The 25,126-nt window shown below is 73.6% G+C and carries 25 protein-coding genes; 17 read left to right on the top strand and 8 right to left on the bottom strand.

The features are described 5' to 3' along the window. Positions 1–99: 99 nt before the first annotated feature. The 4 genes from ACWC24_RS23115 (at position 100) to ACWC24_RS23100 (ending at position 4,898) form a co-directional block, all read left to right on the top strand. Positions 100–552 (top strand): DUF6643 family protein, encoded by a 453-nt coding sequence (locus ACWC24_RS23115; RefSeq protein ID WP_450664747.1) that lies wholly within the window; start codon positions 100–102, stop codon positions 550–552. Between the two features lie 42 nt (positions 553–594). Continuing rightward, the gene (locus ACWC24_RS23110; RefSeq protein ID WP_450664746.1) at positions 595–1,416 is read left to right on the top strand and encodes an MOSC domain-containing protein; all 822 of its coding nucleotides are present in this window, start codon (positions 595–597) and stop codon (positions 1,414–1,416) included. 303 nt (positions 1,417–1,719) lie between these two features. Next, positions 1,720–2,325: an Rv1733c family protein gene (locus ACWC24_RS23105; protein WP_450664745.1), complete on the top strand. Its 606-nt coding sequence runs from the start codon at positions 1,720–1,722 to the stop codon at positions 2,323–2,325. A 125-nt stretch (positions 2,326–2,450) separates the two neighbouring features. After that, entirely contained in the window at positions 2,451–4,898 is a 2,448-nt protein-coding gene (locus ACWC24_RS23100) for a right-handed parallel beta-helix repeat-containing protein (RefSeq protein WP_450664771.1), read from the top strand. On the opposite strand, the gene ACWC24_RS23095 is transcribed toward ACWC24_RS23100, so the two are convergent. After that, entirely contained in the window at positions 4,868–7,108 is a 2,241-nt protein-coding gene (locus ACWC24_RS23095; RefSeq protein ID WP_450664770.1) for a hypothetical protein, read from the bottom strand. The two genes, ACWC24_RS23100 and ACWC24_RS23095, sit on opposite strands and share 31 nt — an antisense overlap. Positions 7,109–7,512: 404 nt before the next feature. Between ACWC24_RS23095 and ACWC24_RS23090 the strand changes: the two genes are divergently transcribed. Together ACWC24_RS23090 and ACWC24_RS23085 are read left to right on the top strand one after the other, a co-directional pair. Further along, entirely contained in the window at positions 7,513–8,352 is an 840-nt protein-coding gene (locus ACWC24_RS23090) for a DeoR/GlpR family DNA-binding transcription regulator (protein ID WP_450664744.1), read from the top strand. Between the two features lie 73 nt (positions 8,353–8,425). Beyond that, on the top strand, positions 8,426–8,896 hold the full coding sequence (locus tag ACWC24_RS23085) for an SRPBCC family protein (protein WP_450664743.1): 471 nt from the start codon (positions 8,426–8,428) through the stop codon (positions 8,894–8,896). A 240-nt stretch (positions 8,897–9,136) separates the two neighbouring features. Here the strand turns inward: ACWC24_RS23085 and ACWC24_RS23080 are convergent, their stop codons facing one another. Next, the gene (locus tag ACWC24_RS23080) at positions 9,137–10,261 is read right to left on the bottom strand and encodes a PLP-dependent cysteine synthase family protein (protein WP_450664742.1); all 1,125 of its coding nucleotides are present in this window, start codon (positions 10,259–10,261) and stop codon (positions 9,137–9,139) included. A 374-nt stretch (positions 10,262–10,635) separates the two neighbouring features. On the opposite strand from ACWC24_RS23080, the gene ACWC24_RS23075 reads away from it, so the two are divergent. After that, positions 10,636–10,959 (top strand): hypothetical protein, encoded by a 324-nt coding sequence (locus ACWC24_RS23075; RefSeq protein ID WP_392622086.1) that lies wholly within the window; start codon positions 10,636–10,638, stop codon positions 10,957–10,959. A gap of 178 nt (positions 10,960–11,137) precedes the next feature. After that, a complete protein-coding gene (locus tag ACWC24_RS23070) occupies positions 11,138–11,662 on the top strand; it encodes an ATP-binding protein (RefSeq protein ID WP_450664741.1) in 525 nt (174 codons plus the stop codon). 157 nt (positions 11,663–11,819) lie between these two features. Here the strand turns inward: ACWC24_RS23070 and ACWC24_RS23065 are convergent, their stop codons facing one another. Continuing rightward, entirely contained in the window at positions 11,820–12,029 is a 210-nt protein-coding gene (locus tag ACWC24_RS23065) for a hypothetical protein (protein ID WP_450664740.1), read from the bottom strand. A gap of 40 nt (positions 12,030–12,069) precedes the next feature. Further along, on the bottom strand, positions 12,070–12,360 hold the full coding sequence (locus ACWC24_RS23060) for an SHOCT domain-containing protein (protein ID WP_450664739.1): 291 nt from the start codon (positions 12,358–12,360) through the stop codon (positions 12,070–12,072). A gap of 225 nt (positions 12,361–12,585) precedes the next feature. Here ACWC24_RS23060 and ACWC24_RS23055 point away from each other — a divergent pair, with 225 nt between their 5' ends. The 6 genes from ACWC24_RS23055 (at position 12,586) to ACWC24_RS23030 (ending at position 16,617) form a co-directional block, all read left to right on the top strand. Next, positions 12,586–13,143, top strand: a complete 558-nt coding sequence (locus ACWC24_RS23055) for a TetR/AcrR family transcriptional regulator (RefSeq protein ID WP_450664738.1) — start codon at positions 12,586–12,588, stop codon at positions 13,141–13,143. 12 nt (positions 13,144–13,155) lie between these two features. Then, complete coding sequence (locus tag ACWC24_RS23050) at positions 13,156–13,551, top strand: (R)-mandelonitrile lyase (protein WP_450664737.1); 396 nt, start codon at positions 13,156–13,158, stop codon at positions 13,549–13,551. Between the two features lie 9 nt (positions 13,552–13,560). Beyond that, positions 13,561–14,145, top strand: a complete 585-nt coding sequence (locus ACWC24_RS23045; RefSeq protein ID WP_450664736.1) for a DUF4865 family protein — start codon at positions 13,561–13,563, stop codon at positions 14,143–14,145. Further along, on the top strand, positions 14,142–15,050 hold the full coding sequence (locus ACWC24_RS23040) for a phosphotriesterase family protein (RefSeq protein WP_450664735.1): 909 nt from the start codon (positions 14,142–14,144) through the stop codon (positions 15,048–15,050). The genes ACWC24_RS23045 and ACWC24_RS23040 overlap by 4 nt, the downstream gene beginning before the upstream one ends. 58 nt (positions 15,051–15,108) lie before the next feature. Beyond that, on the top strand, positions 15,109–15,693 hold the full coding sequence (locus tag ACWC24_RS23035; protein ID WP_450664734.1) for a TetR/AcrR family transcriptional regulator: 585 nt from the start codon (positions 15,109–15,111) through the stop codon (positions 15,691–15,693). A gap of 147 nt (positions 15,694–15,840) precedes the next feature. Beyond that, positions 15,841–16,617, top strand: coding sequence for an SDR family NAD(P)-dependent oxidoreductase (locus ACWC24_RS23030; protein WP_450664733.1), 777 nt, complete (start codon positions 15,841–15,843; stop codon positions 16,615–16,617). Between the two features lie 29 nt (positions 16,618–16,646). On the opposite strand, the gene ACWC24_RS23025 is transcribed toward ACWC24_RS23030, so the two are convergent. Continuing rightward, positions 16,647–17,888 (bottom strand): ROK family protein, encoded by a 1,242-nt coding sequence (locus ACWC24_RS23025; RefSeq protein WP_450664732.1) that lies wholly within the window; start codon positions 17,886–17,888, stop codon positions 16,647–16,649. 142 nt (positions 17,889–18,030) lie between these two features. Next, entirely contained in the window at positions 18,031–18,705 is a 675-nt protein-coding gene (locus tag ACWC24_RS23020) for an alpha-ketoglutarate-dependent dioxygenase AlkB family protein (protein ID WP_450664731.1), read from the bottom strand. Positions 18,706–18,785: 80 nt separating this feature from the next. Here ACWC24_RS23020 and ACWC24_RS23015 point away from each other — a divergent pair, with 80 nt between their 5' ends. After that, a complete protein-coding gene (locus tag ACWC24_RS23015) occupies positions 18,786–19,922 on the top strand; it encodes a methyltransferase (RefSeq protein ID WP_450664730.1) in 1,137 nt (378 codons plus the stop codon). A 15-nt stretch (positions 19,923–19,937) separates the two neighbouring features. Here the strand turns inward: ACWC24_RS23015 and ACWC24_RS23010 are convergent, their stop codons facing one another. Together ACWC24_RS23010 and ACWC24_RS23005 are read right to left on the bottom strand one after the other, a co-directional pair. Then, positions 19,938–20,786, bottom strand: coding sequence for a class II fructose-bisphosphate aldolase (locus ACWC24_RS23010; protein ID WP_450664729.1), 849 nt, complete (start codon positions 20,784–20,786; stop codon positions 19,938–19,940). Positions 20,787–20,934: 148 nt separating this feature from the next. Next, positions 20,935–21,825 carry an SIS domain-containing protein gene (locus ACWC24_RS23005; RefSeq protein WP_450664728.1) on the bottom strand — a complete coding sequence of 297 codons (891 nt, stop codon included), beginning with the start codon at positions 21,823–21,825 and terminating at the stop codon, positions 20,935–20,937. Positions 21,826–22,043: 218 nt separating this feature from the next. Between ACWC24_RS23005 and ACWC24_RS23000 the strand changes: the two genes are divergently transcribed. Continuing rightward, positions 22,044–22,823, top strand: a complete 780-nt coding sequence (locus ACWC24_RS23000; protein ID WP_450664727.1) for a DeoR/GlpR family DNA-binding transcription regulator — start codon at positions 22,044–22,046, stop codon at positions 22,821–22,823. Between the two features lie 385 nt (positions 22,824–23,208). Then, positions 23,209–25,047 (top strand): glycoside hydrolase family 15 protein, encoded by a 1,839-nt coding sequence (locus ACWC24_RS22995; protein WP_450664726.1) that lies wholly within the window; start codon positions 23,209–23,211, stop codon positions 25,045–25,047. Positions 25,048–25,126: the final 79 nt, after the last annotated feature.

Here is a 25,126-nt window from a genome sequence, read left to right as displayed (position 1 = left end):
TGTTCGCTCGCATTGGGGATCCCAGGTCACTACGGACGCGGAAAACAACCCTCTTATCGGTCTCCCCAACCAGCACATCGTGGGCTTAACTTATGTGCCATGACCTCCCCCCGCTCCACCTATGGCGGCGGCTACTACTCCGCCTCCTTCCCGGACACCCCGATCTACGACTCGCTCGTGGCCGAACGGGGCACTCCGCAGATCGCCCCGATCCGGGTCCCCGCCGCGTACGACATGGGCAGCAGCCTCCCGTCGATGGGCAGCAACCTGCCCGCGCTCCCCTCGGCCCTGCCCGCCCTGCCTCCGGCACCCTCCCAGCCGAGCTACGGCTACCCGCAGGCGCAGCAGCCCTCCCCGCTGCAGCAGGCGCCCGCGGCGTACGTCCCGCAGCAGGCGGCGCCCCGCGGCTACCCCGGTCCGCAGCCGCAGCAGCCCCGCCCGGCCCAGGCCGGCATGGGCTACGAGGCGATGCGCCCCGCGGCCGCCCGGCCCGCTCCGGCTCCCTACCAGGATCCGTACGGCAACCAGCAGCAGTACCGCGGCGGCTACTGATCCGTCCCTGGCCCGCCCGTGTCACCTGGCACGATGGGAGTCATGGAGAAAACGGACCTGCGGTCGATCCACGTTCATCCGGTCAAGGCGTTCCGGGCCCTGTCGCTCCGGGAAGCCGCCGTGGAGCCCTGGGGGCTGGCCGGGGACCGACGCTGGGTACTGATCGACGACGGGGGAAAAGTCGTCACACAACGCCAGCAGCCGCGCCTCGCACAGGCCGCCGCCGAGCTCGTGCCCGGCGGCGTCCGGCTGTCCGCGCCCGGCCTCGAACCGCTGACCGTCCCTCAGCCGGAACCGGCCGGGACCGTGCCGGTCGAGATATTCCGCGACAAGGTGGAGGGCGTGCTCGCCGGCTCCGCCGCCCACGCCTGGTGCAGCGCCTTCCTCGACGCCGACGTGCGTCTCGTACACATGGACGACCCGGCCGTGCGCCGCCCGGTCGACCCCGATTTCGCGCTGCCCGGGGAGACGGTCTCCTTCGCCGACGGCTTCCCGCTGCTGGTCACCACGACCGCCTCCCTCGACGCCCTCAACACGCTGATCGCGCAGGGCCGCCACGCCGCCGAGGGCCCGCTGCCCATGAACCGCTTCCGGCCGAACCTCGTGGTGTCAGGCACCACCGCGTGGGCCGAGGACGGATGGCACCGCATCGCCGTCGGCGAGGTGACCTTCCGGGTCGCCAAGAAGTGCGCGCGCTGCGTCGTGACCACCACCGACCAGAGCACCGGCGGGCGCGGCAAGGAGCCGCTGCACACCCTGGGCCGGCACCGCCGCATCGACGGCGGCCTGATCTTCGGCCAGAACCTGGTGCCCGAGTCCCCCGGCACGCTCCGGGTCGGCGACCCGGTCACTGTCCTCGGCTGAGCGGCTCCGGCGAGGACCGCTCACGGAGGCGGGCGTAGGCCTGGCCGCCTCACCGCCTGGCCACCGGACCACCGGACCGCCTGGCCACCGGACCGCCGGGTCACCCGGACGGTTCGTCAACTTCTCGCGGGACCGAGGGATGCCGGCCCGGTTCGGGAACCCTGCGCCGGGACGCGCTCGTTGGGCTTTTCGCGAGCAGTTCATGCAAGGCCCAGGCCGGAGGTGACTTCGCTCTCTTCGACCGGACCCAGGCGTGAACGGCCGCGCACGGGGATACACGGAGCGGTGAGGGGGTGCGTCACGGTGCGAGCGATCGGCGGGCTCTGGCGTTGGCGGCACAATCCGCTGCGGCGCGCGACCGACCTGGTGGAGGCCTGGCTCGCTCTCGTGGCCCTGCTGTGCGTCCTGGTCGTCGCGCCGGTGGCCGGTCTCCTCGTCGGTGGTACCGCCCAGGGCGCCCTCCAGCGGGCGGTCCGTTCGCAGCACGCCTCGCGGTACGAGGTGACGGCCACCGTGGTGCGCCGGCTGACCCGTTCCGCGCTGGAGGCCGACCCGGAGGTCTCCGCCCTGCGCGACGGCCGCAGCCGGGTGACCGCCGACTGGAGGGCGCCGGACGGCACCGCACGCCACGGCCCGGTCGTCACGACCCTCAAGTCACCGCGCCACGGCGACCACTTCACGCTGTGGACCGACGCGCACGGCACCCTCGTGGCCCGCCCGCTGGACCCGGTGACGGCGACGACGCACGCCGTCCTCGCCGGACTGGGCACGGCCATGCTGACCGTCGGTCTCGTCGAGGGCATGAGACGGCTCGTCCTGTGGCGTATGGTCCGCCGCCGGTACGCGCGTTGGGACCGGGCCTGGGAGCGGGCGGGTCCGGACTGGGGCCGCACCGGCACCGGGAGCTGAGGGCGCGGCGTCCGCCCGGCCGCCTTCGGCCTCTGGTCAACCCACCGTGCGTGCGCACGCTACGGTGGACCGGCCGATACTTCGGCATCGACCCGCGTACGACGAGGTGGGGGCACGGCAACGCCATGGCACAGGGCACGGTCCAGGTGACGCACACCGGTACTTCGCGGTGGCGGCGCCGCACAGGCGAGTACGCCTCGCTCGCCGCGGCCCTGGAGGCCGCGGCCGAAGGTGACGTCCTCACCATCGCCCCGGGAACCTACCGGGAGAACCTCGTCGTCGAGCGGGCGGTGACCCTGCGCGGTCCCGAGGGGTCGGCCGGCTCGGTGCGGCTCGCGCCCCTGGACGGAGTGCCGCTGACGGTGCGTGCGTCGGCGGTCGTCCAGGACCTGCACGTGGAGGGGCAGGACGCGGCGGCACCGGCGCTGCTGGTCGAGGACGGCGCGCCGGAGCTGCACGACGTCCGGATCGTCACCCGGTCCGCGGCCGGCATAGAGGTGCGCGGCGGCGCCCGGCCCACCGTGCGGCGCTGCACCGTCGACAACCCGGCGGGCATCGGCATCGCCGTGGTCGACGGCGGCGGCGGGGTGTTCGAGGACTGCGAGGTCGTCGCCGCGGGCCAGTCCGGGGTGATGGTGCGGGCGGCCGGTCATCCACGGCTGGAGCGCTGCCGGGTGCACCACACCTCGGGTGCCGGTCTGAGCGTCACCGGGGACAACTCCGCGCTGGAGGCGGTGGGCTGCGAGGTCTACGAGGTGCGGGGCAGCGGTGTGCAGGTCACCACGCGGGCCACCGCCCACCTCACGGACTGCGATGTGCACCGCACCACGGCCGACGGCGTCACCCTGGACACCGACGCGGTGGTGACGCTCGCCGACTGCCGGATCCACGACATCCCCGAGAACGCGGTCGACCTGCGTTCCCGCTCGGTGCTGACGCTGACCCGCACGACCGTGCGCCGGTTCGGCCGCAACGGGCTGTCGGTGTGGGACCCGGGCACGCGGGTGGACGCCAACCAGTGCGAGATCTTCGACAGCACCGGCGACTACCCGGCCGTGTGGGTCAGCGACGGCGCGACCGTGGTCCTCGACTCCTGCCGGGTGCACGACGTGCCGGACGCGCTGTTCGTCCTGGACCGCGGCTCGCGGGCGGACGTCGTCGACAGCGACCTCTCCCAGGTCCGCAACACCGCCGTGTCGGTCAGCGACGGGGCCACCGCACAGCTCGACGACTGCCGGATCCGGGACGCGGCCACCGGGGCCTGGTTCCGTGACCACGGCAGCGGCGGCACCCTCAACAACTGCACCGTGGACGGCACCCAGACCGGCGTGATCGTCACCAAGGGCGCCGACCCCACCATCGAGCGGTGCACCGTCGACTCGCCCGCGGAGGCCGGGTTCTACGTCTCGGCGGGCGGCCGGGGCAGCTTCCTGGGCTGCCGGGTCACCGGCAGCGCCGGCTACGGCTTCCATGTGCTCGACGGCTGCCGTACGACGCTGCGCAAGTGCCGTACCGAGCGCTGCGCGCGCGGCGGGTACGAGTTCGCGGAGGCCGGCCCGGACTCCGCGCCCGGCTCGGGCCCGGTCGTCGAGGACTGCACGAGCGACGAGAGCGCGGGGGTACGGGCGCCCCGGTCACCGGAGCCGGAGCAGACCGTGCAGGAGACGGCGGCCCGGTCCACGGGACTGCTCGGCGCCATCCCCGGCCAGCGGGTCACCGAGCAGGAACCGCTGATCCCCGCCGTGCCGCCGGAGCAGCGGACGCGCACCTCCACGGCCGTGCTCGGTGAACTCGACGCGCTGGTGGGCCTGGACAGCGTCAAGCGCGAGGTCCGGGCTCTCACCGACATGATCGAGGTGGGCAGGCGCCGCCGGGAGGCCGGGCTGAAGGCGGCCTCCGTCAAGCGTCACCTCGTCTTCACCGGCTCCCCCGGCACCGGGAAGACGACGGTCGCCCGCCTCTACGGCGAGATCCTCGCCTCCCTCGGCGTGCTGGAGCGGGGGCATCTGGTCGAGGTGTCCCGCGTCGACCTGGTCGGCGAGCACATCGGCTCCACGGCGATCCGCACCCAGGAGGCGTTCGAACGGGCGCGCGGCGGGGTGCTGTTCATCGACGAGGCGTACGCGCTCTCCCCCGAGGACTCCGGCCGTGACTTCGGCAAGGAGGCCATCGACACGCTGGTGAAGCTGATGGAGGACCACCGGGACGCGGTCGTGGTGATCGTCGCCGGGTACACGGCCGAGATGGAGCGGTTCCTGTCGGTCAACCCCGGTGTGGCGTCCCGCTTCTCCCGGACCATCACGTTCAGCGACTACGGCCCCGGGGAACTGCTGCGGATCGTGGAGCAGCAGGCCGAGGAGCACGAGTACCGGTTGGCGTCGGGCACCGCGCAGGCCCTGCTGAAGTACTTCGCGGACCTGCCCAAGGGCCCCGCCTTCGGCAACGGCCGTACGGCCCGGCAGACGTTCGAGGCGATGGTGGAGCGGCATGCGGGCCGGGTCGCCCAGGTCGCGGAGCCGAGCAAGGACGACCTGACCCTGCTCTACGCCGAGGACCTGCCCGAACCGTCCTGAGGCGGGCCGCCGGTGAGGCGCGGGCCCGGCACGTCCGGCCGCAACCGGGCCAGCAGCCGCTGCCGTTCCCGCGCGAACACCGGGTCGGCCTGGTAGTCGGAGTGGCCGAGGACGGGTGCGGGCAGCGGGTGCCGGTCGGTGCGGCCGTACGCCATCGGGTCCTTCAGCGGCGCCCGGTCCACCTCGGGGCCGCAGTCGCCGGGCAGGCGCACCGGACCGCCGATGGGGTCGGTGAGACGGTGGAGGTTGCGCCAGCAGGCCACCTCCCGGTGCAGTGAGCTCAGCGCGCCCGGTCCGAAGTGGGCCGGGAACCAGCGGCCGTAGAGCCGTTCGAGCGGGGAGCCGTAGGTCAGCAGGGCGACCCGGCCGCGCTCTGAGGGCCTGAGCTGCCAGAGGGCGGCGGCCGCGAGCACGCTGCCCTGCGAGTGCCCGGAGATCACCAGACGACCGCCCGTGTCGCGGGTCCAGGTGGCCATCCGCCAGGTCAGGTCGGGGACGGCGCGCTCGGCGTAGCAGGGCGGGGCGAAGGGGTGGGCGGCGCGCGGCCAGAACGTGCCGACGTCCCACAGGATGCCGATGGTGCGCCGGGCGGTGGCGTCCTTGTAGGCGCGCCGGCCCCAGGTCACGAAGACGATGAAGCCCAGTCCGATCAGCCAGGAGCCGATTGCCTGCGCGGCCTGGGCGGCGCCGTGCACCCATGCGGGTGTGCCGTCGGCGGCGCCGGCCGGGGTCCGCCCCGTGCCCAGGGCGCCGACGAGGGCCGCGGTGCCCAGCAGCAGGGTGGTGCCCGCGGTGACGGCGACGACGAGGGGGGCCCGGTCGGTGAGGGAGGCCATCGCGCGGGCGCCGGCGATACGGCGGGTGCGGGCCGGGTCCTTGGTCTCCGCGGGGTAGTCGCGGTCGACGGCCGCCCGTTCGGCCCGGCGCAGCCGCCAGGCGGCGCGTGCCAGTGCGCCGCACAGCACGAGCAGGACCGCGAGCAGCCCGGGGATGACGGACGCCTGCCAGGTCAGCAGGACCGGCGGTCCGGGGATCGAGGTCTTGGTGCCGTCCAGCCAGTCGGCGACCCGCTGGGACACGCCGCCGGACATCACCCCGCCGAGGGCGCAGGCCAGCAGCGCCACGGCGGGTCCGGCCAGGCCGCGCAGCACCGTGCGCGGGGCGGGGTCGCCGCGGTGGAGGACGTGGGCGACCGCGGCGAGCGCGAGGACGATCAGGCCCTGGGCGAGGGCGAGGGTGCCGAAGGCCGCGTCGCCGGCCAGCCGTCCGTGCGAGCGCCAGTGCGGGCGTTCCCAGCCGGCGTACACCAGGGTGAGCAGGAGCAGGGTGAGGGCGGCGGCCGGGAGCCGGTGCACGAGGTGCCCGTCGAGGGCCCGGTCGAGGCGGTGCTCGCTGCGGCCCCGGCGGCAGACGACCCAGACCACGGCGGCCGCCGCGGCCACGACGGCCGCCTCCAGGAGCCGGCCGACCGTGTCCAGGGCGGCAGGTCCGCCCGGCCGCCGGTCGAAGCGGACGGCCGGAGCGGCCACCGCCGCGGCGACCGTGAGCAGACCTGCCGCGGTGTGCGCCGCGCGCAGCCGGGCCACCAGCCGGCGTCCGTACCAGAAGCCGGGCCGGCCCAGTGCGGTGCGGTCGGCGCCGGTTTCGGGTCCGGCGGCGTGGACGAGGGGCTGCTGGGACTCGTACGCGCTCCAGGTGCGGTGGGACAGGTACCAGAGCAGGGCGGTGAGGGCGGCGGGGAGCACGGCGGCGAGGGCGAGTCTGCGGCCGGGGCGGCTCCACCAGCCGTCGTCCGGGCCGGTGGCGGCGAGGAAACCCAGCCAGGAGTGGCGTGCGGCGCAGGCGGGGGTGCCCGCGCACTGCCAGGCCGTGAGGTCGAGGGCGACCTCGCAGACGGCCGCGACCAGCAGCACGGTCAGGGTGAGGGCGGCGAGGCGCACCAGCAGCCCGTACAGGCGCACCGCGCGCGGACGGCCCCGGGCGCCGGGGCGCATCCAGTGGGCGAGGTTGACCACCATGAACGGCAGCAGCAACAGCCACAGCGCGCGGGTGCCGTCGCCTGAGGTGAGGTTGGACCAGACGTAGGCCTCGGGCACCGGGCCGGGGCGGCGGTCGCCGGGGCCGCGCTCGGCGTCGACGTCCTCGGCCCGCCGGTACACGGCCGCGGTGTCGTCGCCGGTGATCCGCACGGTGCGCGGGTCGTTCAGCATCTTCTCGGGCGTGGCCCCGCCGACCCCGTGGACCAGGAGTTCCAGGGCGGGTTCCGGTGCGCGCTCCCGTGACCGGTCCGGTGTTGTCTCCCGTGCACGCTCCACTGTTCGCACTTCCCCCGTGACGCACCGTCGGCAGTTCTCCGTAGCTCCCCGCGCGGCCTCAAGGATCTCCGCTCCGGGCGTGTCGTACACCTCCCGTCGCCGAATCTCCCCGATACGTGTGACGAACGGGACGGCTCCGCGCTTCTGCGTGGCATGTGCTCGTCGGTACGGGTGGTGGCGCACCCCCGGGGCCCACATGCGAGGATGAGACGCCCGCGCATCGTGGACGGGACGAATGTCCTTGTCGGAGCATGTATGCGGGCCTGTCGGACGGCCTAGGCGAAAGGACCGGAGCGTACGTGAGTGAGAATCAGAACCTCCTCGCGGAGCAGCGGCGCGCCCTGATCCTGGACGAGGTCCGACGCCGTGGCGGGGTCCGGGTCAACGAACTGACCCGCAAGCTGGGCGTGTCGGACATGACGGTACGGCGTGACCTGGACGCGCTGGCCCGGCAGGGTGTGGTGGAGAAGGTGCACGGCGGGGCCGTGCCGGTGGCCGAGGCGAGCACGCACGAGCCGGGCTTCGAGGCCAAGTCGGGCCTGGAGCTGAACGCCAAGGAGGACATCGCTCGCGCCGCCGCCGACTTGGTGGCCCCGGGCTCGGCGATCGCGCTGTCGGGCGGTACGACGACGTACGCGCTGGCGCACCGCCTGGTGGACGTGCCCGACCTCACGGTCGTGACGAACTCGGTGCGGGTGGCGGACGTCTTCCACGTGGCGCAGCGCACCTCGGGCCAGCGGCAGGGCGCGGCGACGGTGGTGCTGACCGGCGGGGTGCGCACACCGTCGGACTCGCTCGTCGGTCCGGTGGCCGACCAGGCGATCGCGGCGCTCCACTTCGATGTGCTGTTCCTCGGCGTGCACGGGATATCGGCCGAGGCGGGCCTGTCGACGCCGAACCTGGCGGAGGCCGAGACCAACCGGCGTCTGGTGCAGTCCGCGCGGCGCGTCGTCGTGGTCGCCGACCACACCAAGTGGGGCACGGTGGGCCTGAGTTCGTTCGCGGCGCTGGACCAGGTGGACACCTGGGTGACCGACTCGGGGCTGCCGGCCCGGGTCCGCACGGAGATCGCGGAGCATGTGCGGCGCCTGGTGGTGGCCGGCGAGCCGGACGAACCCGACGAGGATGCAGACATCTGACGGTACGCCAGCTAGGGTGGCTGCCCGTTCGGCCGCCCGCTGCCTGCTGACCGTCGACAAGGAGGGCCCTTCGATGGCTCGCCGTCTCCGCCCGGTGGGGCTCGACCACGTCGAGACCGCGCCCCTGCGTCTGGTCTTCACCCGGGACATCACCGCCCCGCCCGAGCAGGTCTTCAAGGCGCTCGCCGAGGATGTGCCCGGCTGGGCCGAGTGGTTCCCCGCGGTGACGCTCGCCCGGCCGACCGACGGCGGGGCGGGACGGGAGATCCGGCTCAAGGGCGGCGGGCACTTCCGGGAGACGGTGCTCGCGGCCGAGGGACCCGAGGTCTACGCCTACCGGGTGGACTCGGCCAACGCGCCGGGCGTCCGGGCCCTGGTCGAGGAGTGGCGGCTGACCCCGGTGGGCACCGGCACCCGCGTGCGGTGGACGTTCGCCGCGGACGGCAACACGGCGTTCCGGCTCGTACTGCGGCTGGCCCGGCCCGGGCTCGGGAAGGCCTTCCGGGACGCGGTGGGGACGCTGGAGCGGCGGTTGGCCGCGTAGGGCCTTTCGTTCGGACCGCTCGGCGTCGCGCCCCGGCGTCCCGGCCCGACGTCGCGTCCCGGCGTCCCGGCCTCCCGGCCCGGTGTCGCGCCCCGGCGTCCCGGCCCGACGTCGCGTCCCGGCGTCCCGGCCCGCTGTCGCGCCCTGGCGTCCCGGCCCGACGTCGCGCCCCGGCCTCCCGGCCCGGTGTCGTGGCGCCATCGGACGGCCGGTGGGACGTGGCCGACCGGCCGCCGGCGCTCAGTCCGGCCAGACGCCCGTCGTCAGCAGGGACTCGATCGCCGCCGTGTACGGCGTGATGTCCAGGCCCTGTTCGGCCAGCCACTCGTCCGCGTAGTACTTGTCGAGATAGCGGTCCCCGGGGTCGCACAGGAGCGTCACCACGCTCCCCCGGCGCCCCTCGGCCGCCATCTCGGCGACGATCTTCAGGGCGCCCCACAGCCCGGTCCCGGTGGAGCCGCCCGCCTTGCGGCCGATGACCTGCTCCAGGGCACGCACGGCGGCGACGCTCGCCGCGTCGGGGACCTTCATCATGCGGTCGACGGCGCCGGGCACGAAGCTCGGTTCCATACGGGGGCGGCCGATGCCCTCGATGCGCGAACCGCGGTCGCAGGTGACGTCCTGGTCCCCCCTGGTCCAGCCCTCGAAGAAACAGGAGTTCTCCGGATCGGCGACACAGATGCGGGTGTCGCGCTGGGTGTAGTGGACGTAGCGGGCGAGCGTCGCGGAGGTGCCGCCGGTACCGGCAGTGGCCACGATCCAGGCCGGCTCCGGGAACCGCTCCAACTCCAGCTGACGGAAGATGGATTCGGCGATGTTGTTGTTGCCGCGCCAGTCCGTGGCCCGCTCGGCGTAGGTGAACTGGTCCATGTAGTGTCCGCCGGTCTCCGCCGCGAGGCGGGCCGACTCCTCGTACATCCGGCGCGAGTCGTCGACGAAGTGGCACCGGCCGCCGTGGAACTCGATCAGCCGGCACTTCTCGGCGCTCGTCGTGCGCGGCATGACCGCGATGAACGGCACGCCGATCAGGTTCGCGAAGTACGCCTCGGAGACGGCCGTCGAGCCGCTGGACGCCTCGATCACCGGGCGGCCCGGCCGGATCCAGCCATTGCACAGACCGTAGAGGAACAACGAGCGGGCCAGACGGTGCTTGAGGCTGCCGGTGGGGTGGGTCGACTCGTCCTTCAGATAGAGGTCGATGCCCCACGCCTCGGGCAGCGGGAAACGCAGCAGGTGCGTGTCGGCCGAACGGTTCGCGTCCGCCTGGACCTTGCGGACCGCCTCTTTCAGCCAGTCACGATAGGCGTCGTCACTGCGGTCGACGTCGAGGGTCTCGCCGGTCCGGGTCTGCTGAGGGGTGCTCACGGCGGTGCTCCTAACGCTGCGCGCCGACGGCGCGTCGCGCGCCCGACGCCTCGATCATAAGCACCCTTCGCACCGCTTCTCACCAGCATAAACACATCTTTGAGCGGCCCAAAGGACGCCTGCGGAACCGACCCGGGGGCCCACCTGGCGCAGATCGGGGGGGCGCATTCGCGCGAGTGCTCCGGGTGCGCGCCGCCCGGACGTCGTACGCACTGGTGCTCGACGCGGTACGCGGGCAGACTTCAGGGGGCGGGGCGAAGGTCCCGGACGGGGGCGCACTGGATCACGGAGACGGGCTGGATCACGCCACGGGTCGGATCACCCGCGAGGCAGCGCGGTCCGGCGCACCCACGCGCACAAGGGGGCGGAACGGCATGGCGGAGCCGGAGTTCACGGCGACGGGCGTGCGGATCGGCAGGCGACTGCGCTCGCTCACCCGGGCCGGGCAGGTCCGGATCAGCGGCGGCAGGCTGGAGTTGCTCACGAGTTACGGCAGCGAGATCGACAGCGCGCCGGTGCAGGCGGTGCGGGCGTCGAAGCCCTGGTTCGCGCCGCAGGACCGCGCCCTGGCGGACCTCAACGGCAACCGGTATCAGCTGACCCTGAGTGACCACGACCCCGCTCCGGGCGAGCCGGGGCCGCCCGCGGCGCGACGGTTCATCGAGGCCGTACGCCGGGCCGCCGGGCGGGGTGGCTGAGGCGCGAGTTGCGGCACGGACCCCACTGGGTCACGCTGTTCTCACGTCACTCTGGGTTTACCGGCGATAACGCTGCGAACCAGCCCGCCGGACATGACAGCAGGCGGCAGCTTCATCCCACGTCCTGCTGGATCCGAACTCCGTGTTCTTCCGGACCTCACGTCGGGGAGTCGCAGCCGTGATCAGTCACCCGCGCAGGCACTGCACGGTGGAGCTCCAAGCCCTGCCGTCGCGGATCGGCCAGGTCCGCAGAATCGTATCGGCGCAGTTGCGCTACTGGCATATGGACCCTCTCATCGACCGGGCCGCGCTCGGTGTGACGGAGCTTCTGACCAACGTCCACCGACATGCCCAGCCCGACAAGACATGCACCGTGGAGATGGAGCTGGTGGTCGACCGGCTGACCGTCTCGGTGCGCGACCACGACCCCCGGCTCCCGGTGGTAGACGACGCGGAACCCCTGGCCACCTGCGGACGCGGGCTCGCCATGGTGGCCGCGGTCAGCGAGAGCTGGGGCGTCCGGCCGGACGGCGAGTCCGGCAAGGTCGTGTGGTTCACGCTCCCCACGGCCGTCTCCGCGCCGGCCCGCCCGGCCCGCCGTACGGTCGCGGACAAACCCGCGCACCTGTTCACGGAGGTCGAGGTCACGACCGACGGCCTCAGGCCCGCCCATGCTCCCGCCCGGTCGGCCGTTGTCGGCTGACCGGGCGGTGACCGGGCGGTGACCGGGCGGTGCCCCACCGCCGGACGCACCGGAGGCGACCCGCCTCGGGCGGGTCCGGACCGGTCGCGGGCCGCGCGGGCCGTGCGGGTCCGCCGCATGCCGTCGGCGAAGGTGCGGCGGGCGGTGTCGCCCGCCGTCAGGCCCCGTCGGCAGGCCTCCGCGCCGTGCCGCGGCCACCACCCGTGTGGTCCGACGGCAGCGCGCCGCCCTCCGTCGCGGTCGGCGCAGGGCCCAGGTCGAACGCCCAGACCAGGAAGCCGATCAGGTCGCCGCAGCAGGGCCGGTCGACGTCCTCCCCGTCCGGGGCCCGTACGGCCGCCCCGCCGTCGCCGCGGTCCTTCACCACGTCGGCGACCCGACGGCCGCTCGGGCGACGGTGGCCGTCGTCATGCCGTACCGCTCTTGTCCGTACGGCCGAACTGCTCGTCGAGGACGGACAGCCGGCGCCAGTACTCGTCCTCGTCGATCTCGCCGGAGGCGAAGCGGCGGCCGAGGATCGCGACGGGCGAGTCACCGGACGGACGGGGGTCGCCGAGCGCCTGCCACGGTCCGCGGCGGCCGCGCCGGGCGGTGCGGCGCAGGAAAGTGACGGCGCCGGCCACGACGGCCGCCCAGATCAGCGGGAAGAACAGGATCCAGGGGCCGGGACCGCCGTGCCAGTCGGCCAGGGTGGTCATCTCGGGTCATCTCCTCGGGAAGTTCGGTGGACGGAGTCCTTGGCGATGTACCGAGACTCGCCCCCGAGGGGGGTCCGGGTCGTCGTACGGCCAGCGGCTGTGCGCGTACCGCGGCGGGAGTACGCGGACGGTCCGCGACTGCTCCCCCGGCCGTTTCCGGCCGTTTCCCGGGCCGCTCTCCCGATCTTCGAGATTTCTGTAACTACTAGTATGTACAGTGGCGGCATGAGCACCTCGGAACGACTGATCGAGTCCACCCGGGACCTGCTCTGGGAGCGCGGCTACGTGGGCACCAGCCCCAAGGCGATCCTGGAGCGCGCGGGCGCCGGACAGGGCAGCATGTACCACCACTTCAAGGGCAAGCCGGACCTCGCCCTGGCCGCCATCCGGCGGACGGCCGAGGAGCTGCTGGCCACCACCGGTGCCCTCCTCGACGGTCCGGGCACTCCGTACGACCGCATCCGGGCGTACCTCCTGCGTGAGCGCGACGTGCTGCGCGGCTGCCCGATCGGGCGGCTGACCATGGACCCCGACGTCGTCGCCGACGACACGCTGCGCGCCCCGGTCGACGAGACGCTCGACCGCGTCCGCGCACAGCTCGCCAGGGTCGTCGAGGAGGGCGTGGAACAGGGCCAGTTCCCGCCCGGACTCGACGGCGAGGAGATCGCGGCGACCATCCTCGCGACCGTCCAGGGCGGTTACGTCCTGGCCCGCGCCTCCGGTTCGCCGGCCGCCTTCGACACCGGCGTCCGCGGACTGCTCTCCCTGCTCTCCCCCCGTTAGGAGCACACGCGCGTGCGCATCACCCGACAGCGCCCCGGGACCAGGCAGGGCCCGGCGGAGCACTTCACCGGCACGGTCTGGCTCGACGAGATCGCGGCCCCCGGCCCCCCGTCCCGGCTGCATCTGTTCAACGTGCACTTCGCGCCCGGCGCGCACACCGCCTGGCACCGCCATCCCCACGGGCAGGTCCTGCACGTCCTGGAGGGCGAGGGCCGGGTGCAGCGCGAGGGCGGCCCCGTGGAGCCGATCCGGGCGGGCGACACGGTGTGGATCGAACCGGGCGAGCGGCACTGGCACGGTGCGGGCCCGCACACCTTCATGACGCACCTCGCGGTGGTCGAGGCCGCCGAGGACGGCACGACCGTCGAGTGGGACGCCCACGTCGACACACAGGACCTGCCCGCCTGAGGAGGCCGGATGCACGCCATGCAGTACGAGGTCACCCTGCCCGCCGACTACGACACGGACGTCATCCGCGCGCGCGTGGCCCGCGTCGGCCACGCGCTGGACGACTGGGCGGGCCTCGGTCTCAAGGCGTACCTGCTGCGGGAACGCGGAGTGCGCGCGTCGCCGGTCAACCAGTACGCGCCGTTCTACCTCTGGAACACCGTGCGGGGCATGAACGCCTTCCTCTGGGGAGGCCCCTTCCAGGGACTGAGCGACGACTTCGGGCGGCCCGTGGTGCGGCAGTGGACCGGACTCGCCCACGAGGAGGGCACGTCCGCCGCGGCACCCGCCCGGTTCGCCGTCCGCGACCGCCGGCCGCTGCCCGACGGGGTGGAACTGTCCGCCCTGACGGGCCGGGCGGTGGACGAGGTCGGGCGACTGGCCCGCAAGGACGGCGCGGTGCTCGCGGCGGCGGCCGTGGACACCAGCCGCTGGGAGTCGGTCCACTTCTCCCTCTGGGAGCACGACACGCCCGAGACGGACGGCGAGGTGTTCGAGGTGCTGCACCTGTCGGCGCCGGGGCGGGACACGCTGCCGCGGGGCAGGCAGTGGTGAGCACGGTCCGTACGGTCCTGGGGGACGTGCCGCCCGAGCGGCTCGGGGTGTGCGACGCGCACGACCACCTGTTCTTCGGCAGCCCGCTGCTCCCCGGGCAGGAGCTGCGCAGCGCGACCGCGGCACGCGCGGAACTGGCCGCGTTCCGCGCGCAGGGCGGCGGCAGCGTCGTGCAGTGGACCCCGTACGGCCTGGGCCGGCGCGCGGCCGATCTGCCTGCGCTGTCCCGGGAGACCGGGGTGCACGTGGTGGCCGCGACGGGCCTGCACCAGGCGGCGCACTACGACGACGCGCTGCTCGACGGGCTGCGCGGCCGCCTGGCCGACGTCTTCGTCGCCGAACTGACCTCGGGCATCGGCACGTCGGGGGTGCGCGCCGGACTGATCAAGGTGGCCGGCGGCTTCCACGTCCTCGACGCGCACGCCCGCTGGACCATGACCGCGGCGGCCGAGGCCCACCATGCGACCGGTGCGCCCATCGCCGTGCACCTGGAACTCGGCACCGGCGCGCTGGACGTGCTCGACCTGCTGTGCGGCGAGTGGGGCGTGCCGCCGCACCGGGTGATCCTCGGGCACCTGAACCGTTTCCCCGACAGCGTGCTGCACCGCCAGGCCGCCGCGTCGGGCTGTTATCTGGCGTTCGACGGACCCTCGCGCGCCCACCACGCCACCGACTGGCGGATGCCCGACGCCGTCCGCGCGCTCGCCGACGCGGGACACGGCGACCGGCTGCTGCTCGGCGGGGACACCACGACGGCTGCCGCCCGCTCGGTGGACGGCGGTCCGGGCATGCCCTACCTCCTGCGCCGAGTGCGGCCGCGGCTGGCGTCGGCCCTGGGCGAGGAACCGGTGGACCGCATCCTGACGGAGAACCCCGGCCGGGCCTTCGGCGTGGAGTGGCACTGAACAGGCTCCGTACCCGCCATACTTGACCGATCGTTCTGCATTGTTCTAGCGTCCGGTCATGGCCAGGAGCAAGGAATTCGACCCGGACGCGACCCTCGACGCGGCCCTCGAACTGTTCTGGCAGCGAGGGTACGAGGCGACCTCCATGGCCGACCTGGTGGAGCGGCTCGGCATCGGCCGGGCGAGCATCTACGCCACCTACGGCAACAAGCACGACCTGTACCTCAAGGCCCTGGAGCGGTACGGCGATACGCGCGATCCGCTGCTGCTGCGCGAGCTGTCCCAGCCCGGTCCCGCGCTGCCGGCCGTGCGCACGCTGGTGCGGCGGTTCGCCGCCGAGGCCGCCGCCGACGACAGCCGTGCGCGCGGCTGCTTCGTCACCAACACGGCGGCCGAACTGGCCCCGCACGACGCCGCCGCCGCCCGGCGCGTGGAGCTGAGCTGGGAGCACCTGGAGACCCTGCTGCACTCGGCGCTGGTCCGCGCCCAGGCCCGGGGCGAGCTGCCCGCGCACCGCGAACCCCGGGCGCTGGCCCGGATGCTGCTCGTCCTCATGCAGGGGCTGCGGGTCGTCGGCAAGGTCTCGGCCGACCCGGCGCGGGTCCGGGAGGCGGCGGAACAGGCGCTCGCGATACTGGAATGAACGGTTCGGAAAAACGGGACCCTCCGGGATCCGTCACAGGGGACCCCGCGGGATCCGTCGCGGTGCTCCTCCGAGATCCGTCGCGGTGCTCCTCCGAGATCCGTCGCAGTGGTCCCCCGGGATCCGTCACGAAGGGAACGTCACGCCATGTCCGGCACTCGCTTCGCCCGCTTCACCGGCCGCACCGCCCTGGTCACCGGGGGCGGATCCGGCATCGGACGGGCCGTCGCCCTGGCACTCGCCGCCGAGGGGGCCCGGGTCGTCGTGTCCGGGCGCGGACGGGCGGCGCTCGACGAGACCGCCGCGCTCGCGGCGGCGGCAGGCGGCGAGACGGTCACCCTCGTCGCCGACGTGACCAGGGCCGGTGACGTCGACGCGCTGGTCCGGGAGACCGTGGCCCGCTTCGGCTCGCTCGACGTCGCCGTCAACAACGCGGGGGTCTTCCGTGGTGCCGGGCCGGTGGCGGACGTGCCCGAGGAGGACTGGCAGACGCTGCTCGACGTCAACGTGACGGGCGTCTTCCTCGCCCTGCGGGCCGAGATCCGGCAGATGCGCAGCCAGCCGGGCGGCGGCACGATCGTCAACGTCTCCTCCAACCTGGGTCCCCACAAGCAGGCGCGCGGGCTCACCGCCTACGGGGCGTCCAAGGCCGCCGTCTCCGCCCTCACCCGCGGCGCCGCGCTCGACCACATCGCGGACGGCGTCCGCATCAACGCGGTCAGCCCCGGCCCGGCGGACACCGCCATGTCACTGCGGCCCGGCGAGTCGCCGGCGGATCGCGCCGCGCGGATGAAGGAGCTGTCCCCGCTCGGCCGGGTCTCGTCGACCGAGGAGGTGGCCCAGGCCGTGCTGTACCTGGCCTCTGACGCGGCCGCGTCCGTGGTGGGCACGGATCTGGTGATCGACGGCGGGGCGGTGCTGTGACGGGACGGCCGTGGCGCGTAGGCGTACGCCTACGCGCTGAGCGCGCCCAGGGGGTCGTCGAGAACCGGCTGCCACGCCAGCTCCGCCGCGCCCACCAGGCTGTTGTGGTCCAGTGAGCAGGCCAGGATGGGCACGCCCCCGCTGCGGCCCCACAGGCTGCGGTCGGCGACCACGGCGCGCAGCCGGTCCGGGTCGGTGTCGATGAGGGTGCGGTGCAGACCGCCGAGGATGATGCGGTCGGGGTTGAGGATGTTCACCAGTCCGGCGAGCCCGAGGCCCAACCGGTCGATCAGGGCCTCGACGGCGGTGCGGACCGCCGGGTCGGCGTACTCGTCGCGGATCAGGTCGTCGGCCTGCTTCAGCAGCGACTCCTCGGGGCCGGGCGCCCGGCCAGCCGCCGTGAGCAGGGCCAACGGGTCCGTCTCCACGTCGAGGCAGCCGCGGCTGCCGCAGTAACAGGGGTGGCCGCCCTCGGGGTTGACGGTGAGGTGGCCAACCTCCAGGGCCAGGCCCGAACTGCCGGTGTGCAGTCGCCCGTCGAGCACCAGCGCACCGCCGACCCCCCGGTGACCGGTGGCCACGCACAGCAGGTCGCGGGCCCCTCGTCCGGCGCCGTGCCGGTGCTCGGCGAGCGCGGCGAGGTTGATGTCGTTGCCCGCGAACGCCGGACCGGTGATGCCCGCGGCGCGCACCCGCTCGGCGAAGATCTCCCGTACGGGCGCCCCCGCGGGCCAGGCCAGGTGCAGCGGGTTCAGGGCCAGGCCCTCGGGTTCGGCGACCGCGGACGGCACGGCGAGCCCCGCGCCCACGCACCGCCGTCCGGTCCGCCGCAGCAGCTCGGCACCCACGTCCACGACGGAGCCGAGCACCTTCGCGGGATCGGCGTCGACGGTCTCGCAACCGGGCGCGGTCGCGACGATCCGGCCGCCGAGTCCGACCAGCGCGGCCCGGAACCCGTCGGCGTGCACCTGAGCGGCCAGCACCACGGGCCCGTCCTCGGCGAGTTCGAGCCGGTGCGAGGGCCGGCCCTGCGATCCGGCGGCGGCGGGCCGGGCGTCGACCCTGATCAGGCCGAGTGCTTCCAGCTCCACGGCGACGGCGCCCGCCGTGGCACGGGTGACGCCCAGTTCGGCGGTCAGCACGGCCCGGGTCGGCGCCCGCCCGGTGTGCACCAGCTCCAGCGCGGGCCCGAGCGCGCCGCGCCCCCGGTCCAGCCGTGTCCTTGAGGTGGTCCCTTCCCCTGCCTGCCGGGGCTCCGCCTTGCCGCTCATGAGAGCGAGTCTCCCATGATCCGCTCGACGGCCGGCGAGTGCGGCCGTGTCGACGTGCCCACGTCGGGTTCACCAGGCGTGGCACGGCCCACCACTCCGGCCGACGTTTCGCGGCTCACCGCTCCACCCGGCGTGGGGCGGCTCACCGCAGCCCGCTCACCCGCAGGGTGATGTTCAGCCGTCCGGTCAGCCCCAGCCAGGCCGGGGCCGTGCCCGGGTGGACCCGCGGCACGCCGTGGTAGGCGAGCCGCGACGGGCCGCCGAACACGAACAGATCGCCGCTGCGCAGTTCGACGTCCCGGTACGGACGCGCCCGCGTCTCGGTGTTGCCGAAGCGGAAGACGCAGGTGTCACCGAGGCTCAGGGACACCACGGGAGCCTCCGACCGCTCGTCGGCGTCGCGGTGCATGCCCATCCGGGCGTCGCCGTCGTAGAAGTTGATCAGCGCGATGTCGTACGCCACCGCCGTGCCCGGCGCCGTCTGCGCCGTCAGCGCCTTTGGGCCGAGGGCGTCGCGCACCGCGCGCCGGCCCAGTTCGCCCAGCCAGTCGGGGAACGGCTTCACCGGCGCGCCGTCCCCGTCGACGACGGTGCGGGCGTACGCGTACGGGTACCAGTGCCAGCCCAGACAGACCTGCCGGGCCGTCATGGCCCCGCCGCCGGGTGTGACCACCGTGCGCAGCCCGGCCGGCGGACGTGCCCACTCCCGGCAGGCCTCGAGCAGCTGCCGCTGCTCCCGGGCGTCGAGCCAGTCCGGCACATGGACCGCGCCCGGCGCGAGGTCCGTACGGTCCCGGGGGAACAGCTCGGCGTCCATGGCCCCATCCTCCCGCACCGTTCTGCGGCACAGGCCCTGAACTGCGACTCCGCTAGCCTTGACGCACGATGAACGACCGTATGACGACTCCCTGGGGCGAGCTCCGGCTGGCCCGCTTCCCCGAGGACCCGCGCGATCAGTTGCGGGCCTGGGACGCCTCCGACGCGTATCTCCTGCGGTACCTCGCCGGGCAGCCCGTGCCACCGACCGGCGACGTCGTGGTCGTGGGCGACCGCTGGGGCGCGCTGGTCACCGCGCTCGCGGCGCACCGGCCGACGCAGATCACCGACTCGTTCCTCGCGCAGGAGGCGACGCGGGCCAACCTCGCCCGCAACGGCGTGGAGACCGGGGCCGTACGGCTGCTGACCACCCAGGACCCCCCGCCCGAACGGATCGACGTGCTCCTGGTGCGGGTGCCGAAGAGCCTGGCGCTCCTGGAGGACCAGTTGCTGCGGCTGGCGCCCGCGGTGCACGAGAACACGGTCGTGGTCGGCACCGGCATGGTGAAGGAGATCCACACCTCGACGCTGCGGCTGTTCGAGCGGATCCTCGGGCCGACCCGTACCTCGCTGGCCGAGCAGAAGGCCCGCCTGATCTTCTGCGAGCCCGATCCGGCGCTGAAGCGGCCGACCCACCCATGGCCGTACGTGTACACGCTCCCGGACGGCATCGGCGCCGTCTCCGGGCGCACGGTCGTCAACCACGCGGGCGTCTTCTGCGCCGACCGGCTCGACATCGGCACCCGTTTCTTCCTGCGGCATCTGCCCGACTTCCGGGGAGCCCGGCGGGTGGTGGACCTGGGCTGCGGCAACGGTGTCGTCGGTACGGCGGTGGCGCTGTCCGAACCGGACGCCGAAGTGCTGTTCCTGGACGAGTCGTTCCAGGCCGTCGCCTCGGCCGAGGCGACGTACAGGGCGAACGCGGTGCCGGGGCACGCCGAGTTCCGGGTCGGGGACGGCCTGGACGGCGTGCCGGACGACAGTGTCGATGTCGTCCTCAACAACCCGCCGTTCCACTCCCATCAGGCGACGACCGACGCGACGGCCTGGCGGATGTTCGCCGGGGCGCATCGCGTGCTGCGGCCGGGCGGCGAGCTGTGGGTGATCGGCAACCGGCACCTGGGCTACCACGTCAAGCTGCGGCGGCTGTTCGGCAACAGCCAACTGGTGTCAGGGGACCCGAAGTTCGTGGTGCTCAAGGCGGTCAAGCGGGGGTGAGCCGGCCGTCGGCGGTCAGCCCAGCACCTTGATGATCCGGGTCACGGCCTCCGCCATCGCCGCCCGGCCCACGGCGAGGTATCTGCGCGAGTCGACCGCCTCCGGGTGCGCGGCGAGGAAGTCCCTGATGGCGCACGTCATGGCGATGTTGAGGGCGGTGCCGACATTGACCTTGGCGATGCCTCCGGCGACCGCCGCGGTCAGTTCGCCGTCCGGGACCCCGGAGGAGCCGTGCAGGACGAGGGGGATGCCGACGGCGCTGTAGAGCCGGGCGAGGAGGGCGTGGTCGAGGGCGGCGGTGCGGGTGGTCATCGCGTGGGAGCTGCCGATGGCCACGGCCAGGGCGTCGACGCCGGCCTCCGTCACGAAGGCGCGGGCCCCGGCGGGGTCGGTGCGGGCGCCGGGTGCGTGGGGATCGAGCGGCGGGGCGCCGTCCTTGCCGCCGACCTCCCCCAACTCCGCCTCGATCCACAACCCTTGGTCGTGCGCCCAGTCGGCGGCGGCCCGGGTCGCGGCGAGGTTCTCCCGATACGGCAGACGGGCGGCGTCGTACATCACCGAACTGAATCCGGCGGCCGCCGCCTGGCGCAGCAGGGCGTCGCTCCGGACATGGTCAAGGTGCAACGCGACCGGCACGCCGGCGCGTTCGGCGGCGGCCGTCGCCGCGCGGGCGAGCGGGAGCAGTCGGCCGTAGCGGAATCTGACGGCGTTCTCGCTGACCTGGAGGACGACGGGCGACCCGGCCGTCTCGGCGCCGGCGATGACGGCCTCGACGTGCTCCAGCGTGATGATGTTGAAGGCGGCGACGGCGGAGCGGCTCGCGGCGGCACGGGCGACGAGCTCGCCGGTGGTCGTGAGAGGCACGGCCCTTCCTTTCCGGGCGATCACGGCGATCAGGAAGATCAGCGGAGAGCAGGGGGATCAGGGGAAAACAGGGGCGATCAGGAGAGATCAGGAGAGATCAAGGAAGGGCGCAGGCGGTCGGCGCGGAGCAGAGGTGGCCGGAGGAAGGTCAGCGGTGCCGACGCTCGAGGATCACCGAGCGGGTGAGGTGGCGCGGGTGGTCCGGGTCGAGGCCGCGGGCCTCGGCGACCGCGACGGCGAGCCGCTGGGCCCGGACCAGTTCGGCGAGCGGGTCGAGATCGCCCGGCACCCACCGGCCGCCGGTGGCGCCCACCTGCTCGGCCAGCCCCTCGGGCGCCTCGCCGAACATCCAGGTGGCGGTGCCCTCGGCGGTGACGCCGATGGGGCCGTGCCGGTACTCCATCGCCGGGTAGGCCTCCGCCCACGCCAGCGCGGCCTCGCGCATCTTCAGTCCGGCCTCGTTGGCCAGACCGACCGTCCAGCCACGGCCGAGGAAGGTGAACTGGGCGCAGTCGACGAGCCCTTGGGGCAGTTCGGCGGCGAGCGCGGTACGGGCGTCGGTGACCGCCGCGGCGCCGTGCAGCCCGAAGTGGGCGCGCAACAGGGTGAGGGCCGTGGTGGCGAAGCGGGTCTGGACGACGGAGCGCTCGTCGGCGTAGTCGAGGACGACCAGGTCGTCGGCGGCGGCCGTCACGGGCGTGCCGGGATCGGCGGTGAACGCGACGGTGCGGGTACGGCCCCGCAGCCGGGCCAGCAGTTCCAGCACCTCGGTGGTGGTGCCCGAGCGGGTGAGGGCGACGACCCGGTCGTAGGCCCGCCCGTGGGGGAACTCCGAGGCCGCGAAGGCGTCCGTCTCCCCCTGTCCCGCCGCCTCGCGCAGCCCCGCCGCCGCCTGGGCCATGAAGTACGAGGTGCCGCAGCCGACGAGCGCGACCCGCTCCCCCGGCGCCGGCAGTACCGCGCGGTGTTCCGGCGCCTGGGCGGCGGCCCGGATCCAGCACTCCGGCTGGCTGTTCAGTTCCTCCTCGACATGGCTCACGCCGCGTCCCTCCCCGGGAGAATTCAGAGCTCATTTGATTGTTCTTGCAAGATATAGCGCTCTTTCAAGCATCTTCAAGCATCCGGAGTCGGCCAACCTTGCGCTAGGGTCGCCGGGAGAACGAATGCCGTGGACGAAGACGTCGAGTGCCGTGGACGAAGGCTTCGAGCGGCCCGGACGAAGGCTTCGAGCGGCCCGGACGAACGGAGAGGTGCGGGATGTCGCGCGACGCGCGCTGGAAGGCGCTGCTGGAACTGCTCGTCGAGCGCGGCCGGCTGGACGTCGAGGAGGCCGCCGCCGACCTGGACGTCTCGTCCGCCACGATCCGCCGCGACTTCGACCAGCTCGCCGAGCAGCAGATGCTCGTCCGCACCCGGGGCGGGGCGCTGGTGCACGGGGTGTCGTACGAGCTGCCGCTGCGCTACAAGACCGCCCGCCACGCCTCCGAGAAACAGCGCGTCGCCAAGGCCGTGGCCGAGCTGATCGCGCCCGGGGAGGCGGTCGGGCTCACCGGCGGCACGACCACGACCGAGGTGGCACGGGCCCTGGCCGTACGTGGCGACCTCGCCACCGGCTCACCCGCGCTGACCGTCGTGACGAACGCGCTCAACATCGCGAACGAACTGGCCGTGCGCCCGCAGTTCAAGATCGTGGTGACCGGCGGGGTCGCCCGGGCGCAGTCGTACGAGCTGGTCGGGCCGCTCGCGGACGGCGTACTGGGCCAGATCACGCTGGATGTGGCGGTCCTCGGGGTCGTGTCCTTCGACGTCACCCATGGCGCCGCCGCCCAGGACGAGGCGGAGGCCGCCGTCAACCGGCTGCTGTGCGAGCGGGCCGAGCGGGTGATCGTCGCCGCGGACTCCAGCAAGCTCGGCCGTCGGGCCTTCGCCCGGATCTGCGCGGCCGGGTCGGTGGACACGCTGGTCACGGACACCGCGGCCGACGCCGACGCGGTACGCCGGTTCGAGGAGGCGGGGGTCCGGGTCCTCGTCGCCTGACCGCGCGGGTCGCCGTGGCCGGACGGATACGCCTCGCCACGCGCCTTCCCGGCCCTCCTCGTCCGGAGCTCCAAGGCCTGTCCGGCGGATCAAGCCGCAGGAAAGCAGCGGTGCCGTAGCAGCCCAGGCGAGCGGGGTCATGGGGGTGCCCCCTGCTCGAGCGGAGCCGAGAGCTTGGGGGAGCGTCCGGCTGCAAGGCGGAGGAGGCAGTCGACGCGGTGGGGGCGCCTCCCGGCCGGAGGCCGGGGGATGTCGGCGAGTGACGACAACGCCGCTGGGGGTCCCCCTGGGGGAGGGCGTGCCGGACCCCGCGTCTGCGGCATGACCCGCCGGACAGGCCCTAAGCTGGAAGCCGCGTGATGCGGGCCGGTCCAGGGAGGCTGCGATGACGGAGACGTCGTTCGACCAGGACACGCCCGCGGGCGCGCGATACGTGCCGATCGCCGATCACGGGCTGATCGGCGACCTGCGCAGCGTGGCGCTGGTGGGCTCGAACGGCACGATCGACTGGTACTGCTGCCCCTCCTTCGACGCGCCCAGCGTCTTCGGCTCCGTCCTGGACGCCGAGCGCGGCGGCTCCTTCGAACTGGCGGCGACCGTGCCGGCCCGGACCAAGCAGTTCTACTTCCCCGACACCAACGTCCTGATCACCCGGTTCTTCACCGAGGACGGCGTCGGCGAGGTGCAGGACTTCATGCCGGTCACCTGCGCCACGGGCCGCGAGGCCGACCGCCACCGGCTGATCCGGCGGGTGCTGTGCGTACGCGGCTCGATCCCCTTCCGGGTCCGGGTGGCACCGCGCTTCGAGTACGGCGCCTCGCCGCACACCCTGCGCCTGGACGGCGACGTGGCCGTGTTCGAGTCCGCGAAGCTCTCCCTCGGCCTGACCGCCACGGTGGTCCTGGAGGCCGACGGGCCGGACGCGCGGGCGGATTTCAAGCTCGCCGAGGGCGAGTCGGCGGTGTTCGCGCTCGACCAGCTCGGCGGCGAGGTGGCACCGCGCCGGTGCCCCCGGATGGAGGCGGAGGAGCAGTTCACCGCCACGGTGGCGTACTGGCGGCACTGGCTGTCCGCCTCCAAGTACCGGGGCCGCTGGCGGGAGATGGTGCACCGCTCCGCGCTCACCCTGAAGCTGCTCACCTACGCCCCCACGGGCGCGATCGTGGCCGCGCCGACCACGAGCCTGCCCGAGCAACTGGGCGGCGAACGCAACTGGGACTACCGCTACGTATGGGTGCGCGACGCGGCCTTCTGCGTCTACGCCTTGCTGCGGCTGGGCTTCACCGGCGAGGCCGAGGCGTTCATGAGGTTCGTGACCCGGCACATCAGTCCGGGCGACGGCAAGCCGTCCGGCCCCCTTCAGATCATGTACGGCATCGACGGCCGCACCGACCTGCCGGAGCGTGAACTGCCCCATCTGGAGGGCCACCACGGCTCCGCGCCGGTGCGCGTCGGCAACGCGGCCGCCGATCAGCTCCAACTCGACATCTACGGCGCGCTGATCGACTCCATCTATCTCTACGACAAGTGGGCGGAACCCATTTCCAGCGAGCAGTGGGACGATGTGTGCGCGCTGGTCGACTGGGTCTGCGAGCACTGGGACCAGCCGGACGAGGGCGTCTGGGAGACGCGCGGCGGCCGCAAGAACTTCCTGTACTCACGGCTGATGTGCTGGGTGGCGATCGAGCGGGGCATCCGGATGGCCAACCGGCGCGGCCTGCCGGCCGACCTGGCCCGCTGGCAGCAGTGCCGCGACACGATCTACCGGCGCATCCACAGCCGGGGCTGGTCCGAGGACCGCCAGGCCTTCGTGCAGCACGAGGGCAGCGACGTACTGGACGCGGCCGTGCTGATGATGCCGCTCACCAAGTTCATCGCGCCCACCGACCCCAAGTGGCTGTCCACCCTCGACGCGCTCACCCAGGACCTGGTCTCCGACTCGCTGGTCTACCGCTACGACCCGCTGGCCAGCCCCGACGGACTGCGCGGCGACGAAGGCACGTTCTCCATCTGCTCCTTCTGGTACGTGGAGGCGATGGTGCGCGCCGGCCGGGTGGACGAGGCGCGGCTCGCGTTCGAGAAGATGCTGACGTACGCCAACCATCTGGGCCTGTACGCCGAGGAGATCAGCCAGACCGGTGAGCAACAGGGCAACTTCCCCCAGGCGTTCACCCATCTCGCGCTCATCAGCGCCGCCTTCAGCCTGGACCGGGCCCTGGGCTGACCGTCCGCACCCTGGGCCGACTGTCCGGCCCCCGTGCCCGGACCCGCGCCCGCCACCGGCCGAGCGGCGGACCCGGGCC

Source organism: Streptomyces sp. NPDC001443 (assembly GCF_053597355.1).
This window is presented reverse-complemented; position numbering and strand designations above follow the sequence as displayed.